Source organism: Pseudomonas sp. 05T35 (assembly GCF_056396605.1).
In genome coordinates, this window is the sequence record NZ_JBFTLU010000062.1 from 1 (window position 1) to 15302 (window position 15302).

General features: G+C 59.1%; 13 protein-coding genes, 1 rRNA gene and 1 pseudogene. 7 read left to right on the plus strand and 8 right to left on the minus strand.

Annotated elements, in window-relative coordinates; genetic code table 11:
- The 4 genes and pseudogenes from rrf to AC1DH9_RS07030 form a co-directional block, all read left to right on the plus strand.
- Window positions 1–102 (plus strand): 5S ribosomal RNA (gene rrf / locus AC1DH9_RS07015); the annotation flags it as partial.
- A gap of 147 nt (window positions 103–249) precedes the next feature.
- Window positions 250–909, plus strand: a complete 660-nt coding sequence (locus AC1DH9_RS07020; RefSeq protein ID WP_427547470.1) for a paraquat-inducible protein A — start codon at window positions 250–252, stop codon at window positions 907–909.
- Window positions 896–1519: a paraquat-inducible protein A gene (locus AC1DH9_RS07025; RefSeq protein ID WP_019693707.1), complete on the plus strand. Its 624-nt coding sequence runs from the start codon at window positions 896–898 to the stop codon at window positions 1517–1519. The genes AC1DH9_RS07020 and AC1DH9_RS07025 overlap by 14 nt, the downstream gene beginning before the upstream one ends.
- Window positions 1512–3619, plus strand: a pseudogene (locus AC1DH9_RS07030) (PqiB family protein). The gene AC1DH9_RS07025 and the pseudogene AC1DH9_RS07030 overlap by 8 nt, the downstream one beginning before the upstream one ends.
- 75 nt (window positions 3620–3694) lie before the next feature.
- Here AC1DH9_RS07030 and mksF read toward each other — a convergent pair.
- From mksF to mksB, 3 genes are read right to left on the minus strand one after another with little or no spacing between them, the layout of a single operon-like run.
- Window positions 3695–6535 carry an Mks condensin complex protein MksF gene (gene mksF / locus AC1DH9_RS07035; protein WP_477807970.1) on the minus strand — a complete coding sequence of 947 codons (2841 nt, stop codon included), beginning with the start codon at window positions 6533–6535 and terminating at the stop codon, window positions 3695–3697.
- Window positions 6532–7233 carry an Mks condensin complex protein MksE gene (gene mksE / locus AC1DH9_RS07040; protein WP_427533594.1) on the minus strand — a complete coding sequence of 234 codons (702 nt, stop codon included), beginning with the start codon at window positions 7231–7233 and terminating at the stop codon, window positions 6532–6534. The genes mksF and mksE overlap by 4 nt, the downstream gene beginning before the upstream one ends.
- Complete coding sequence (gene mksB, locus AC1DH9_RS07045) at window positions 7223–8500, minus strand: Mks condensin complex protein MksB (RefSeq protein WP_178098849.1); 1278 nt, start codon at window positions 8498–8500, stop codon at window positions 7223–7225. Before mksB ends, mksE begins: the two co-directional genes overlap by 11 nt.
- A gap of 218 nt (window positions 8501–8718) precedes the next feature.
- On the opposite strand from mksB, the gene AC1DH9_RS07050 reads away from it, so the two are divergent.
- Window positions 8719–9465 (plus strand): energy transducer TonB, encoded by a 747-nt coding sequence (locus AC1DH9_RS07050; protein WP_427545605.1) that lies wholly within the window; start codon window positions 8719–8721, stop codon window positions 9463–9465.
- Entirely contained in the window at window positions 9458–9910 is a 453-nt protein-coding gene (rimI, locus tag AC1DH9_RS07055) for a ribosomal protein S18-alanine N-acetyltransferase (RefSeq protein WP_477807971.1), read from the plus strand. Before AC1DH9_RS07050 ends, rimI begins: the two co-directional genes overlap by 8 nt.
- A 139-nt stretch (window positions 9911–10049) precedes the next feature.
- Here rimI and AC1DH9_RS07060 read toward each other — a convergent pair whose 3' ends face one another.
- Window positions 10050–10451 carry a serine kinase/phosphatase gene (locus tag AC1DH9_RS07060; RefSeq protein WP_427545548.1) on the minus strand — a complete coding sequence of 134 codons (402 nt, stop codon included), beginning with the start codon at window positions 10449–10451 and terminating at the stop codon, window positions 10050–10052.
- A 151-nt stretch (window positions 10452–10602) separates the two neighbouring features.
- On the opposite strand from AC1DH9_RS07060, the gene can reads away from it, so the two are divergent.
- Window positions 10603–11247: a carbonate dehydratase gene (can, locus tag AC1DH9_RS07065; RefSeq protein ID WP_103318388.1), complete on the plus strand. Its 645-nt coding sequence runs from the start codon at window positions 10603–10605 to the stop codon at window positions 11245–11247.
- 21 nt (window positions 11248–11268) lie between these two features.
- Here can and AC1DH9_RS07070 read toward each other — a convergent pair whose 3' ends face one another.
- The 4 genes from AC1DH9_RS07070 to AC1DH9_RS07085 all read right to left on the minus strand — a co-directional run.
- The gene (locus AC1DH9_RS07070) at window positions 11269–11787 is read right to left on the minus strand and encodes a lysine methyltransferase (RefSeq protein WP_477807972.1); all 519 of its coding nucleotides are present in this window, start codon (window positions 11785–11787) and stop codon (window positions 11269–11271) included.
- 182 nt (window positions 11788–11969) lie between these two features.
- Complete coding sequence (locus tag AC1DH9_RS07075; RefSeq protein WP_427545552.1) at window positions 11970–13136, minus strand: hypothetical protein; 1167 nt, start codon at window positions 13134–13136, stop codon at window positions 11970–11972.
- A 112-nt stretch (window positions 13137–13248) separates the two neighbouring features.
- Window positions 13249–14949 (minus strand): acid phosphatase, encoded by a 1701-nt coding sequence (locus tag AC1DH9_RS07080; protein ID WP_427545554.1) that lies wholly within the window; start codon window positions 14947–14949, stop codon window positions 13249–13251.
- Window positions 14950–15051: 102 nt separating this feature from the next.
- The coding region (locus AC1DH9_RS07085; RefSeq protein ID WP_477807973.1) for a TIGR00366 family protein at window positions 15052–15302 on the minus strand (251 nt) is incomplete at its 5' end.

Here is a 15302-nt window from a genome sequence, read left to right on the forward strand (position 1 = left end):
GATCCCATCCCGAACTGATCCCATCCCGAACTCAGCAGTGAAACGATGCATCGCCGATGGTAGTGTGGGGTTTCCCCATGTGAGAGTAGGTCATCGTCAAGATTAAATTCCGAAACCCCAATTGCGAAAGCAGTTGGGGTTTTGTTTTGCCTGCGAGAAAGTTGATTCCGGAATCCGGACAAATTTGCACAGTTATTTCTCGGCCAGAACACTAGAATAGGCCGGTCATTTTCAGAACCCGAGCCCTTTATGCCAGATCCGGTTGACGCCTCTGGGCTGTCAGATTTACCGCTGGACGACTTGGTGGCGTGTCATGAATGCGACTTGTTGATGCGCAAGCCGCAACTCGCTCATGGCGAGAAAGCCCTATGTCCGCGCTGTGGTTATGAGCTCTACGCCCACCGGCACAATGTCGTGGAACGTAGCCTCGCCTTAGTAATCGCCGCCCTGCTGCTATACATTCCGGCGAATTTTTTGCCCATCATGCAACTCCATTTACTCGGACAATCGTCGCACGACACTGTCTGGAGTGGTGTCGTTGGCCTATTCGATACAGGGATGCAAGGCGTGGCAGTAGTGGTGTTTCTGTGCAGCATGGGAATCCCGCTGCTCAAGTTGCTCTGTCAGTTGTTGGTATTGCTGAGCATTCGTTTTGATATAGGGCGCAGTTACGGCTTGCTGTTCTATCGCATTTATCACCATCTACGCGATTGGGGAATGCTCGAGGTCTATTTGATGGGCGTGCTGGTGGCCATCGTCAAGCTGGCTGACCTTGCGTCGATAACGGTTGGCTTGGGTCTGGCATGCTTTATCAGTTTGCTATTGGTGCAGGTTTTACTTGAGGTGGTGATGTCGCCTCATCAGATCTGGCAAGCGCTGTCAGGAGAGGATGCTCATGCGGGCAATTGATGCGGGCATTCTGATTTGTATCGAATGCCATGAGCTCAACAAACAGGAACCGGACACCGACGAGCAGACATGTACTCGCTGTGGAGCTCTGGTTCATGCGCGTCGCCCAAATAGTTTGATGCGTACCTGGGCGTTGCTGATTACCGCAGCGATTCTCTATATACCCGCCAATGTGTTGCCAATCATGACCGTCAGCACATTGGGGCAGGGTGAAGGCGATACCATCATGTCCGGCGTGATCACCCTGGTTCAGCACGGGATGTTTCCGATTGCTGCCGTGGTGTTTGTCGCAAGTATTTTGGTACCGACCTTCAAATTGGTGGGCATCGCATTGCTGTTGTTTTCGGTACAGCGGCGTCAGCCTTTATCCGCACGGCAACGTATCGTGATGTATCGGTTTATCGAGTTCATTGGCCGCTGGTCAATGCTGGATATTTTCGTGATCGCCATTCTGGTGGCGGTGGTGAACTTTGGTCGACTTGCCAGTATCGAGGCGAATCTCGGAGCGGTGGCCTTCGCCAGTGTGGTGATTTTGACAATGCTTGCTGCAGTAACTTTCGATCCCCGACTGATTTGGGATAACACGGAGTCGGACGACGACCATGACTGATTTGCCTAAAGCTAAAACTCGACCGGCTTCGAACTGGTCGGCCATTTGGGTTCTGCCCTTGATGAAATGAACAAGGACGTTGAACAATACCTGAAGACCAGTACGCGCTTCTGGCTGGTTAAACCGAGCGTCACGCTGGCCGGGATTACTGGCCTGGAAACGCTGGTTTCAGGTAATTACGTGGCGATCAGCCCAGGTGAGGGTGAGCCAAGCCGCAAGTTCACCGCCTTGACCAAGGAGCCACCGCTGTCTGACTCCAAGCCAGGCCTGCACTTGACCATCAAGGCTGATCGTCTGGGCTCCCTGAACCGTGGCAGTCCGGTGTTCTATAAGCAGATCCAGGTCGGCCAGGTGAAAAGCTATCTGCTGTCCGAAGACCAGAGCACCGTCGAGATCAAAGTCTTTATCGAACCCACCTACGCCAATCTGGTGCGCAAACATACGCGCTTCTGGAATGCCAGCGGGATCAGCATCGACGCTAATCTGTCAGGGGTGAAAGTACGCAGCGAGTCGCTGGCGAGTATCGTCGCGGGCGGTATTGCCTTCGCCACGCCGGACAACCGTAAAGACAGCCCACCCACTGACCCGAGCCTGCCGTTTCGTCTCTATGAAGACTTCGACGCCGCTCAGGCCGGTATTCGTGTCAAAGTGAAACTCAGTGACTTCGAAGGCCTGCAGGCCGGCCGCACACCCGTGATGTACAAAGGCATTCAGGTCGGTAACCTGAAAACGCTCAAGATTGACCCGGACTTGTCCAGCGCGACAGCCGAGTTGACCCTGGACCCGCTTGCCGAAGATTACCTGGTGACCGGGACCCAGTTCTGGGTGGTCAAACCTTCAATCTCGTTGGCCGGGATCACCGGGTTGGAGGCGTTGGTAAAAGGTAATTACATTGCTGTGCGCCCTGGCGACAAGGGCGGCGCGCCGCAACGCGAATTCGAGGCCCGGCCGAAGCCGCCGCCGCTGGATCTGCGTTCTCCAGGTCTGCACCTGGTGCTGTTCACCGAAAACCTCGGTTCGCTGGAAGTCGGGAGTCCGATTCTCTACAAGCAGGTCAAGGTCGGGTCGGTGCAGAGCTATCAGTTCTCTCGTACCAAAAAGCAGTTGATCATCGGTGTACACATCGAGAAGGAGTACGAAGGACTGGTCAACGCCTCGACGCGATTCTGGAACGCCAGCGGAATTACCTTGACCGGTGGCCTCACCGGCGGGATTCAGGTCAAAAGCGAATCCCTGCAAAGCCTGATGGCCGGTGGTATTGCGTTCGAAACACCGAAAGCTACGGCGCCGTTGCAGAAGCGGATTCCGCGTTTCCGCTTGTTCGCCAACCGTGAGGAGGCGAGCCAGAAAGGCGCTGTAGTCACGATCAAAGTCGATCGTGCCGACGGTTTGCGCACTGGCACGCCGATTCGCTTCAAAGGTCTGGATGTCGGCAAGGTGGAAAACGTCGACCTCAGTGATGATCTGCAATCTGTGCTGCTCACCGCACGCATCACCGAAGTGCCAGAGCGCATTGCTCGAGTCGGCAGCCAGTTCTGGGTGGTCAAGCCGGAATTGGGCCTGATCAAAACGTCCAACCTGGAAACCCTGGTCTCCGGGCAGTACATCGAGGTTCAGCCCGCCGCGAAAAACCTTGGGCCACAGAAGAGCTTCGTGGCGCTCGCCAATCCTCCGGAGTCTGTCAAGGAAGAGGCCGGTCTGAGTCTGGTGTTGAGCGCCGCTCGCCGTGGTTCGCTGAAAACTGGCGTGCCGGTGACTTATCGTGAAATTACCGTCGGCAAGGTCACCGGCTATGAACTGGGTCAAACTGCGGATCGCGTGTTGGTCCACATCCTGATCGAGCCGAAGTACGCGCCGTTGGTACGCAGCGGAACGCGCTTTTGGAACACCAGTGGCTTTGGCCTGGACTTTGGCTTGTTCAAAGGCGCAACGGTGCGAACCGAGTCGCTGGAGACGCTGATTCAGGGCGGTATTGCGTTCGCGACACCGGATGGTGATCGGATGGGAACCCCCGCACGACCTGAACAGACCTTCCCGCTGTTCGACAAGTTCGAAGACGAGTGGCTGACCTGGGCGCCGAAGATTTCTCTCGGTAAATAGCCCGCAACAGCAACCATAAAAAAGGCCGCGATCCATTGGACCGCGGCYTTTTTCGTTACGACGCCGGTGAAAGGATCAGACCTCGTCCAGTTCCGGTTCGGTCGACTCAACGTTGACCGTAGCCTTCACCTCGTCATGCCGGCGAATGTACTTCCAGTCCGCCTCGTCGATGTAGATACCATGCGGCCCGCTGCCACCTTCCAGGTCGATGGCGACRCTGGCGCAGACYTGCGGCTTCACACTSGCCAGGATCGGYACGAAGCCCAGYTGCAGGCTGGTTTCCAGCAGGGCKGCCTGGTTCTTCTCGTCGATGTCYGCTGCCTCGTCGAGGTAGTACGGCACGCGCACGCGCCCGGCCTGGTCGCGATCCATCAAGTGCAGCAACAAGTACATGTTGGTCAGCGCCTTGATGGTCATGGTGGTGCCGTTGGACGCCGCGCCATCGATGTCGGTATGAATCACCGGCTGCCCGTTGACCTTGGTGATTTCGAACGCCAGCTCGAAGAGGTCCTTCAGGCCCAACTGGTTGTGGTTCGCAGCCACCAACCGCGCCAGGTATTCCTTGGCTTCTTCGTTCTTGTTGTCCTGATCGGCGCTTTGGCTCAGGTCGAACACCGACAGGGTTTCGCCTTCCTCATACTGACCAGCGCTGTGGATGATCTGGTCGATGTGCTTGAGGGCTTCCTTGTTCGGCGCCAGCACGATGCGGAAGCTTTGCAAGTTGGAGACCTGACGCTTGTTGATCTCGCGGTTGAACAGCGCCAGTTGGTGTTCAAGGCTGTCGTAGTCACTGCGAATATTGCGCAGGGTCCGGGCGATGTCGGTCACCGCTGCACGGCGGGCCTTGCCGAGGGTCAGGGCTTCGTCGGTGCGGTGCGCGTAAGCGTTGATCAGCAATTGCAGGCGACGCTCGACATCGTCTTCGCTGTCGAACTTGGCCACGCCCTTGAGGCGAACCTGCGCATAAAGCGCTTCGATCTGCCCGTCGACACGCAGCAGGCCTTGCCAGCTGTCCTGATAGTCATTGAGCAGCGGCAGCAGGTTGTCCATGGAATCGTCGATCGGGTCCATGAACGGCGTACCGAACGGCAAGTCTGCCGGCAACAGCTGACGGCGGCGCAGGGCGTCGTCGAGGGTGCGTTGCTTGGCTTCCATGTCGCCGATCTGCCGGCCGACCAGTTGCAGCTTGGCCGACAGTTGCTGGACGCGTTCGGTGAAGGCGTCGCTGGAACGCTTCAACTCGTCCTGTGCAGCTTCCATCTGCGCCAGTTGTTCCAGCTTGTCGCCTTCCTCGGCGCTCAGGGTTTGCGAGCGGCGGAAGTCTTCCAGGGCTTTTTGCGCATCCAGCACTTGCTGGTACAGCGCTTCGGTCTGGGTCTTGCTGGCCGCGCGGTCCGCCACGACGGCCGCTTGGGTTTTCAGTTGCTTGAGTTCTTTGTCCAGACGGTCTTTCTGATCACGCAGCGCGGCGCGGTCGGCCAGGGCTTGCAGGGCCGGTGGTTCGATGTGCGACAGGTCGATGGACAGGCCCGGCACTTCGAAGCGCTCGCCTTTGAAGCCGTCGAGGATCAGCTCCATGGATTTGACCCACTGGCCGTCTTCGTCCAGGGCAATGCCATGTTCGCCCAGCGGCAAGCTGAACAGCGCACTGTTGAACAGACGCATCAGGCGTTCGACGTCCTGTTGCGAGAACTCTTCGCGCAAGCGGGCGTAGCTGTTGTTGTCGGCGTGATCGAGCTGCTGTTTGACCGACTTCAGGCGTTTTTCCAGGTCCCGCAGACGCTCTTCGAGGTCTTCGGCACTGAATTGGCGGGACYGCGCCAGCGCACCGGCCAGCTCATCGTGTGCGTCCTTGGCGGCGAGCAGTTGTTGCTCAAGCACCTTGACGTCGTCGACCAGGGCGAAGCGATGCTTGAGCACCGACAACTCGCCCAGCCAGCGCTGGATGCCGGTGATTTCGCGCTCCAGGCGCATCAGTTCCTGAGTACCGCCGCGCTGATCGTTTTGCAGTGCGTCCTGCTCGTTGCGGTAGTGTTCGGCCTGAATCGTCAGCTCTTCCTTGCGCGCGCTGGCGTAGTCCGACCAGGTGCCGAGCAACGAGTCGAGCAACGGTGAGATGCGGTGCAACTTGCCGCGCAGGATGTTGCGCTGGGTAACGCCGGCAGCAAGCGCTTCGACCAACGGACCGGCGGTGACCAGCGAGTTGTAGTCCTGCTCCATGCGACGCACGTCGCGGAAGGCCTCTTCGCAGGCGGCAATGTAATCGACACTGCCGGAACGCAGGCTGTGTTCGAACGCATCGAGGAACAACTGCTTGAGCTTGGCCGCAGTGATTTCACGCATGTGCAGCAGGTTGATGAACAGTGCGCGGAAGGTTTTCAGGCTCTGCTCGCTGGTGGAGCGCAGCGGGATCAGCGTCAGGTCCAACGGGACCGACGTGTGGCCACCGACCAGCAAGCGGCGCAATTCATCCGGCTTGAGTTCATAGGCTTTCAGGCCTTCGCGCTCAAGGTTGGTGAACAGCTCTTTCTGGCGCAGGCAGGTATCGTTTTTCTGATAATGGGCCAGGTCCAGTTTGCCGGCGTAGGCGAAGAACTGATGACCGAAACCGCCGCCCGGGCCGCGTCCGACCACGCCAATCACGTGGGGGCCGTGGGGCAGGGCGACTTCGACCAGGATGTAACTGGTGTCAGTAGCGAAATAGAAACGCCGCGACTGTTCAAGGCTGTACTTGCCGAAGCTCATGTCCGACATGCGCGCCAGGATCGGGAACTGCAAGGCGTTGATCGAGGCGGATTTACCAAGGTTGTTCGCGCCGTAGACCGACAGCGGCTCTTCCAGCGGGAACAGACCGAGGCTGTAACCGGCGGTGTTCAAAAGGGCAAAGCGGCGAATGCCGTAGCGTTCCTTGCTCATGCGTCGAGCTCCTGTTCTTCGGCAATGGCACGGGCCAGGGCGTCTTCTTCGCTTTCTTCAGCGAAATCGCTAAGGTCGAGCGGGTCATCGGTTTGCAGCAGTTTTTCGTCGCTGTCGTCATCGATCAGCACTGGCGCCGGCAATGGCAGCACGCTGTGCAGGCTGGCGGCCAGGTCACGGTCTTGCTGGACTGACAGGCAAACGTCGAGGAAGCGGTGCATCGGCGGCAGAAAGCGGTAGATACCATTCTCTTCGCCGGCGAAACCGAGCTGGGTCATGCGGCGCATGATCTTTTCTTCCAGTTCTTCCTGGGTTTGTACTTCGGCCTGAATGAACAGGTCGCGGTACTTTTCCAGCAATGACGGCAGTTCATCGCGACCGAGGCTGCCACCATCCAGCACGGCAATCGGATCGCGGCCCTGGTCGGCCAGATGCTCGACAAGGATGAAGGTGAACAGCGCCAGACGCTGGGCAGTTTTGTTCACCGCCGCCGCGGCGAGGTCCGGCACAAAGTAGTAGAAGCCACGGGTGTCGCAGACCAGTTCAAATCCCAGGGCCTTGAACAGCGTGCGGTACTGGTCCTGAAAGTTCGACAGCTGCGCGTAGAGTTCAGGATCGCGACGGCTGACGTGGTAGCCCTTGAACAGCTCGCGAAAGATCGGTGCCAGCTGAGACAGTTCGGATAGATCAAGATGCATGAGGAGTGCTCGCGGAATTCTCGGGCGCGTCATCGCGGGCCGAGAGCAGGGCGAAGGAGCGCAGGCTGACCTGGTGCTCGTGAGTGTGGTAATCGCGGCGTTCCAGGCGCTCGCGTTTGAAGCGTTTTTCCCGCGACAGACGGGAGAACCAGTACAGCAACTCGTCGGTCGCGCCGTCCGGTTCCTGTTCCAGCAGCCAGGTCATCAAATCCGGCATCGGCAGAGCGTCTTCGCAGCGTTCGAGCATTTCCCGAACGGTGCGTGGCGCCCGTGGGGCTTCGCCTTTTTGGGTTTTGTGGGCCTTGGGGAAACGCGCCGGTTTTGGCTCGAAACGCGCCAGTGCATAAACGTAGGCTTCGACCTGACTGGCGCTGCCGAGGAAGGTACTTTGCGGTCGGGTGAACATCGGCATCGCCGCTTGCGGTACTGCGTCGATGCCCTTGCGGCGGATCATCGACAGGGCCAGCGCCGCGCCACGGGTCACGGCGTTGTGCCGGCGGGCTTCTTCGCGCAGCGGTAGCAACAGCTCGCGAGCGTGACGCAAGGTTAGCTGGGCGCTGGTCTGCATTTCGAGGATGCGCGCGTGGGTACGCAGCAACATATCGTCGTCGACCAGATGGCCGAGGCGCTGTTGTTCGCTGAGCATGCGCAACAGCACGTTTTCCACCTTGCGTACGCCTTGCTCGAAGGCGCCGTCGGCGTTGACCAGTTGAATCATCGGTTCGACGTATTCGTCCCAGGTTGCCAACACTTCGGCATAACGCTGACGCAACGGGATCTGTCGGTCGCTGGTCTTGGCCCGTTCGGCGACGGCCACCAGGGCCTGTTCGTCGTTGGCGAGCTTTTTCAGGACATCGCGCACACGCATGTCGAGCAAACGCAGCTGGCGCGCCAGATCATTGCCGTCGCGGATGTCGAAGGCGTCCTGAATGTAACCGGCCAGCCGCTCCAGATGGCGCAGGTAGGCTTCGATTTCCAGGCACAGGCCCAGACGGTGCTCACGGCGCAGGTAGGCGAGGAAGTCGTGAATCTGCGCGTTCAATTCAAAACGGTTCGGGCTTTTGGCCACCGGAACCAGAATGTCGAGGCGGATCCACACGTCCAGCAGGCTGGTGATGTCCTGTGGCGTGCTGTCCAGTTGCTGGGCGGCCAGCTGTGAACGCAGTTCGTTGAGGCTCAGGGTGCCTTGGTCGAAGTGCTCGCACAAAGGCTCCAGAAGTGCCCAGTGTTCGGCGAGGGCGCGCAAGACGCGCTTGGGTTCGATCATTGGAATGGCCGGCTGGTTGGCGATTAAAAGCAGCGATTGTACTGCATCACGTGCGATGGGAATCACTCTCGAGAGATCGACGGGACGGACAGTCGCTTTTCTATCGATCAACTGCGGGCGATCTTGAGCGAAGGGCGGTAGAATCCCTGCACTATCCGTTATCCACAAGTGGCCGACCTTTGCTTATCGAGTCCCGTCGCCGCGCCTATTTGACCGCCATGCAGGTGGTCAACTGGCTGCCGCGCACTGAATTGCCCTTTGCCGCGCCGTCGCGGCCCGAGCTGCTGGAAGCGCCAGAGCCGTTGGTCGAAACGCCGATTGCGCCGGCTCAGGTCGCGAAAGCTGCTGCAGAGCCAGTGGCCAAGCCGGCCGAGCGGGTCAAGGTCGAAGTGCCGCGCCCAACGCCTTCGGTCGCGCGCCCGGCGAGCAAGCCGGTCGAAGAGGTCGAAGACGCACCGGTCGCGGCCAAGGCGCCGCAAGTGCCGCCACCGCGCTTTGCCTTGCAATTGCTGCGTGCCGGCCGTTGCCTGCTGCTGGTGGAGTTACCCACAGGCGGTGCGTTCCAGACTCGCGATCCGGCCTACTTGCTGCTCAAGGACATGCTGCGCGCCGCCGGCCTGCCAGACAGCCCGCAAATTGTCGGCGAACCGGTCCGCTGGCCGCTGCTGGCACGTGGAACCATGGATCAAGGCCCGGAGGCTGCCCGTGATTTCGTTCAAGGGTTCCTTTCGGCTCGCCTGGAAGACGCGCCTTGTGTGTGTCTATGGTTGATCGGTCTGCCGGCGGTGCGTTTTGCCGGTGAGGCGAACGCTGAATCTTACAATCGTGAGCTTCAGGTCGAAGGCCTGGGGTCGGTCTGGGCGCTGCCCGGCCTGGAATTATTAATGGAAGAGCCACAGCGTAAGGCTGATGTCTGGCAAGCCATGCGTCGGCTGATGGCGCGTTGGAAAGAATCGAATGAGTGACGCTGTATCGTTCCGCCCGATGACTGAAGCGGATTTGGACGCTGTACTGCGAATCGAATACGCGGCGTTCAGCCATCCCTGGACCCGTGGGATTTTTCTTGATGGTCTGGGCAAATACCAGATCTGGCTGATGTTCGAAGGTCAGCAACAGGTTGGCCACGGCGTCGTGCAGATCATCCTCGATGAGGCGCATCTGCTGAACATCACGGTCAAGCCGGAAAACCAGGGGCGCGGGCTGGGTTTGAGGCTGCTTGAGCACTTGATGTCCCGTGCCTATGAAGCCAAAGCCCGGGAATGTTTMCTGGAAGTGCGCGACAGCAATCAGGCGGCGTTCCGTCTGTATGAGCGTTATGGTTTCAATGAAATCGGTCGCCGCCGCGATTACTACCCGGCAGTCGGTGGGCGTGAAGATGCGGTGGTGATGGCCTGCACATTGGTGGATTGAGCCTTAAAAGCATCGTCGGAACGCCGCCCGGAGCAAGCTCGCTCCCACAGGGGGTATGTTGGTCACGGGCTTTGTATTCGACACCCATCGAATGTGGGAGCGAGCTTGCTCGCGATGGCGGTCTTTCAGACACTAGAGATCAACGATTGCCATCAACCGGATCGCGTTCTGCCAGTTCCGCCTCATCCAGCCCGTTGCCGCCGCCGATTTCGTCTTCATCGACAATGCTCAAGTCCCAATCGGCGCTGAAGTCTTCTCCAGCTTCATGAGCGTCGCGGGCGCCATCTTCGCGGATCAGGTTTTCCGGGCTCATGTCGTCGTCAATGGGGTCGTCGTCAGCCGAGGCACCGCCCGTGCCTTTTTCAGGTACGCGTTTGCTGGGCAATTGTTGCTCACGCTCGTGCTCGCGGGTCAGGCCACCGATGGTCTCGCCGGGTTCTTCTTCATCGAAGTCCAGTTCGCGCATCGAACCCATGCGGTCTTCGTTGTCGTCGATAGGCTCGGGTTGGACCGCGCCATAAGGACGTCGTGAATCAGTCATGGAAATTCCTCATAATGTGGGGCCTTATAAGGTGGACAGGCGTTACCCTTAAAGATTCCAAGACATTATTGTTCGACTACCTGCAACACCCGCGTGACCCCGACGGGCGGTTGTCTGTCAAAGCAACGCACCATTCTTGAGGCTTCAGAGCATGAACGAATTACAAGATCTGATTGATAACAACGCGCGTTGGGCCGATGCGATMAATCAGGAAGATCCTGAGTTTTTCGCCAAACTGGCCCGCCAGCAAACCCCTGAATACCTATGGATCGGTTGCTCCGACGCACGCGTACCGGCCAACGAAATCGTCGGCATGCTACCTGGCGACCTGTTTGTGCACCGTAACGTTGCCAACGTGGTGCTGCACACCGACCTCAACTGCCTGTCGGTGATTCAGTACGCGGTGGACGTGCTCAAGGTCAAACACATCCTGGTCACCGGCCACTACGGTTGCGGCGGTGTGCGCGCCTCGATGCAGGACCGCCAGTTGGGCCTGATCGACGGCTGGCTGCGCTCGATTCGCGATCTGTATTACGAACACCGCGAAGAGCTTGGTCAATTGCCGACTGAAGAAGAGCGGGTCGACCGTCTCTGCGAACTCAACGTGATTCAGCAAGTGGCCAACGTCGGCCATACCAGCATTGTGCAAAATGCCTGGCACCGCGGGCAGAGCCTGTCGGTTCACGGCTGCATCTACGGCATCAAGGATGGTCGCTGGAAGAGCCTGAACGCGACTATCAGCGGTTTCGAACAACTGCCGCCGCAATACCGCTTGCGTCCGGTCGGTGCCTTGTAAACGGCGCTGAGCCTCCGTTTATCAGGGGTTATGTCGATGCCAGTGTTGCAAGAACTTCTGGCCTTCGGCGTTTGGCGGATCATCGTAGCCGGTGATCCAGCCGCGGCAATCGGGCGAGCCGCACTGACAGGCGAACTGACGCGTCAGCTTCTCTTCAGTGCTGGCGTAGTCCATGCACAGCACAGTGCCAGGTGCGATGTCCTTCAGCGCCCATAGCCACAGTTCGCTCATGTCGAGAAAGACGTTCGGGTCGCAGGAATGCAGCAGTAGCCCGGAAAAAAACGGATCGTAGACGTGGATACCCGGCGCCAGTTGCAGGGTATGCAAACGGCGGGTATGGATCAGCAGTCCCGACACCCGACAGATACGACTGATACGCAGGTAATTGCGCTGTGCCGTGATTGCCGCACCGCGCCCATCGTCAGTCTGGATTACCGTGAAGTGAGCTTTGGAGGGGTAGCCCTGACGGGCCCTGAGTTCTTTGTTCGGGTAAAYGCAGCTCGACAGCGTAGCTGCCTTGTCGCTGGCCTGGGGTTTCATAACGATCCTTGTTTATTGGGCGCTGCGACCACAGGAGGCTGGCGATCCTGCCAGCCCTGCAGCACATGGGTACGTCTAAAGAGTCTCGCAAATGAAACAGAGGGTCTACTGTCAGATCTGACAGGCGATAGAGGCTGCCTGCTGCGTCAGCGAATGCTTACGCAGCAGGTGTGCCCGCAGGATTACAGGTGCGATGCAGCCAGCGCGGGTGCAGGCACTTTCAACTGCTCCAGTTGGGGTTTGATGTCCGGGGCCGAACACTTGGTTGCGGCTTGCTCGGGCGTCAGATTGCGGATCGAGGTGTAGAACAGCTCGCAGGTTTTCTCTTTCTGGGCCACTTGCCAGGTTTGCGTGCAGGTGTTGAGTTGTGCACTCGGGTCACTGCCGGGTTTGCTGCCCATACCCGCTTGCCAGCAAGCCGCACTCAAGTCCTGCCCCATCACCTTCAAACCCACGGCATCGGCCTTGGCCTGATCGTCGTTATAGTTCGCCGGGTCGGCCGCATACCAAATGTAGCTAGGGTGGTTGGAACCCAGTACCGGCACCTTCACGCCCGGGGTCGGGATGATTTGTGCCAGGCCCAACACGGCCACGGTCTGTCCATACTGCTCCTTGACCCAGTTGCGCACCGGTGCACCAAACGCGACCATCGGCAAGGTCACGCCGCTGCTGGTCTGGCTGAATTGCTTGACCAGGGTGGTCTGGTAGTCCTTGAAGTAGCCGTAGACGCCTTCAAGGTCCTTGCCGGCGGTGGAAGGGGCGGCAATCGGCGCGATATCGATGATGGTCTGGTAGGCCGGTGTTTGTCCGGCGGCGATACCGTTGGCAGTCAGTAGCGTGGCCCAGCGGTCGGTGGTCTTCGATTCCAGGTAATCCTGGGCCTGGGTCAGCGAATAGTCCGGTGGGAAGTGCAGCAGCTCGACACTTTTGCGGTTTTCCAGCGCCATGCCCAAGGGCAGGAACAGGTACCAGCTGTACGCCCACTTGCCGTCGGCATTCAGCTTGTTGGCGCCGGCGTGGGCCAGATCCCCGGCATCGAGCAATGCAGTCAACGGTTTTGCGTAGTCCTTTGGCACGCCACTGATGTTTGCGTAGAGCTGATTGTTATCGGTTTTTACATGGACCTTTGCCGTGGCGTAGCCATCTCGTTGAACGCTTTGGGTCAGGTAGTGCTCGACCGTTTGCTCCAGCGTCCAGTTGCGATAGCAAATCACGTTGCAGTTGTTGGGGTAGGCGAACAGCTGCGTTACCCGTTCGGTACTGCCCAGTTTCAGGTCGGTATCGGCGTGGGCGGTAGCACTCAAGGTAAGGGCGGCGAGGGTGAGGCTCAATCCTGCGAGTTTGAACATGCTCAGATCCTTTTCAGCGTGGGTCCTCGAAAGCGAGGGCGGTTACATACTGAAACCACTTGCGTTGATAGGTCTAGTACCCACGCGAAAAGATCGCAAGACTGAAAGTCAATCAGCCGGAAAAATGCAGCGCATTGCTTAAATCGCCCATCGGCTTCTGGCCTCGGGCAATCATTGCGGTATCGCGCTGCTTGATCCCGTCGAGCGTCTCAAGCTGGAACACCCGGGTGATCAACCGCAGGATCGACGCGGTGTCGTACACCGTGTGATCCACCGTGCCTTTACGGGCGAATGGCGACACCACCAGCGCCGGCACCCGCGTGCCTGGGCCCCAGCGATCACCTTGCGGCGGCGCGACGTGGTCCCACCAGCCGCCGTTTTCGTCGACCGTGACCACCACCACCATGTTTTTCCACTGCGGGCTTTCACGCAGCACCTTCAGGGCACGGACGATATGCCGGTCACCGGATGCCACGTCGGCGTAACCGGCGTGCATGTTCAGGTTGCCCTGGGGTTTGTAGAAACTCACCGCCGGCAACTTCCCGGCTTCGGCATCGGCAAAAAACCGGTTAGTGGTCGACTCGTCACCCAGACCGCCATCACGCAGGTGTTTGCTGCGTTCGGCCGGGTTTTCCGGACCCAACTGCTTGAAGTAGTTGAACGGCTGATGGTGATACTGGAAGTTGGGGATCTTCGGAATGCCCCCCGAGTCCTTGAACTGGTCCAGCGTCGCCTGCCAGGCGCCGGCGTACCAGGCCCAGTCGATGTTCTTCTTCGACAGCTTGTCGCCGATGTGTTCGTGGGTTTGCGGTACCAGCACGCTGGGTAGATCGGCTTTGGCGTATTCCGGGCGTTCCGGGTCGCGGATCCAGGTTGGCCAATAAGGCGGGGCCATGGTGTTGACCGCGTAACCATCCGGGGTCAGGGCGCTGGGGCCGAACTGCGGTGGACCGCTCATGGCGCTGGCCGGGGATTTTTCCAGCGGCTTGAGGCGCGTGTCTCGCGGGTCATCGCTTTGCAGCGAAGCGATTTGCGCCTTGGCCACCGAGTTGGCGGCATCCGGGTAAAACGGCACGGTGGCACTGATCAGGTATTGATGGTTGAGAAACGAGCCGCCAAAAGCGCCTTGGAAGAAGTTGTCGCACAGCACGAACTCCCGAGCTACGTCCCATAGACGCAGGGAATAACGGCTTTGGGCGTAATGCCCCATGGTCAAGCCGCCCGAATCGGCCCAGGCGACAAAACGGTCGTTCTTGCCGCCGTTGATCTGCATCTGGTTCTGATAGAACACATGCCATAGATCACGCGTCACCAGACCAAACGGCAAGTCTTCGCCATTCGGGCCTTTGAGGGCGTAGGGGGCGTTGGGCAAGTGTTGCTGGAATTGGGTTTCGTTCGGATAGGTCACGCCATCGAGGGTTTGCGGACCGATCTGCAACACGCCACCCCAGGCCGGCGGCAAGGTTTCCAGCAGGCTGCCATCCCGGTCGCGCTGTTGATAGTCCTCAGGCTTGAGGGCTGACAACGGTTTTTCAAGGCCAGGAAAATCACTGAACAGGTTATTGAAGCTGCGGTTCTCGGCGAAGATCACCACCACGTTTTTCACCTGATCGCGCAACGCCTTGTCCAGCTCGGCAGGCGACAGCGGCCGCTCTTCAGGCTTACCCGGAGTCTCGCCAGTATTGCCGCACGCGCTCAGCGTTGCGCCGACACCGAGGACTGCAACGCCCCCCAGAAAGCGCCGACGGCTGGTGTCGGTGGGGCTGTCGTCTGCTGGAGGAGGCGCATCGTTGCCGGTTTTGTCGTCGTTCATCCTGAATCCTGTTTTGCGGAAAAGTGTTGCCGTATATTTCGGCTGGACGCTAGCAGCGAGATATGACGGCGAGGTGACAAGAGGGTTTCAGCCCCATTTTTACTAAGGCATCACCGGCGCCACATACGTCAGCGTCGTCCCCAGCGCCCACAACAGAAACAGCACCAGCGGCGTGTGCACCAGCAGTTGCACAAACGAAAACCCGATCAGGTCCCGCGCCTTCAAACCGAGCACGCCAAGCAGCGGCAGCATATAGAACGGGTTGATCAGGTTGGGCAGGGCTTCGGCGGCGTTGTAGATCTGTACGGCCCAGCCCAGGTGGTATTTGAGGTCGTTGGCGACTTGCATCACGT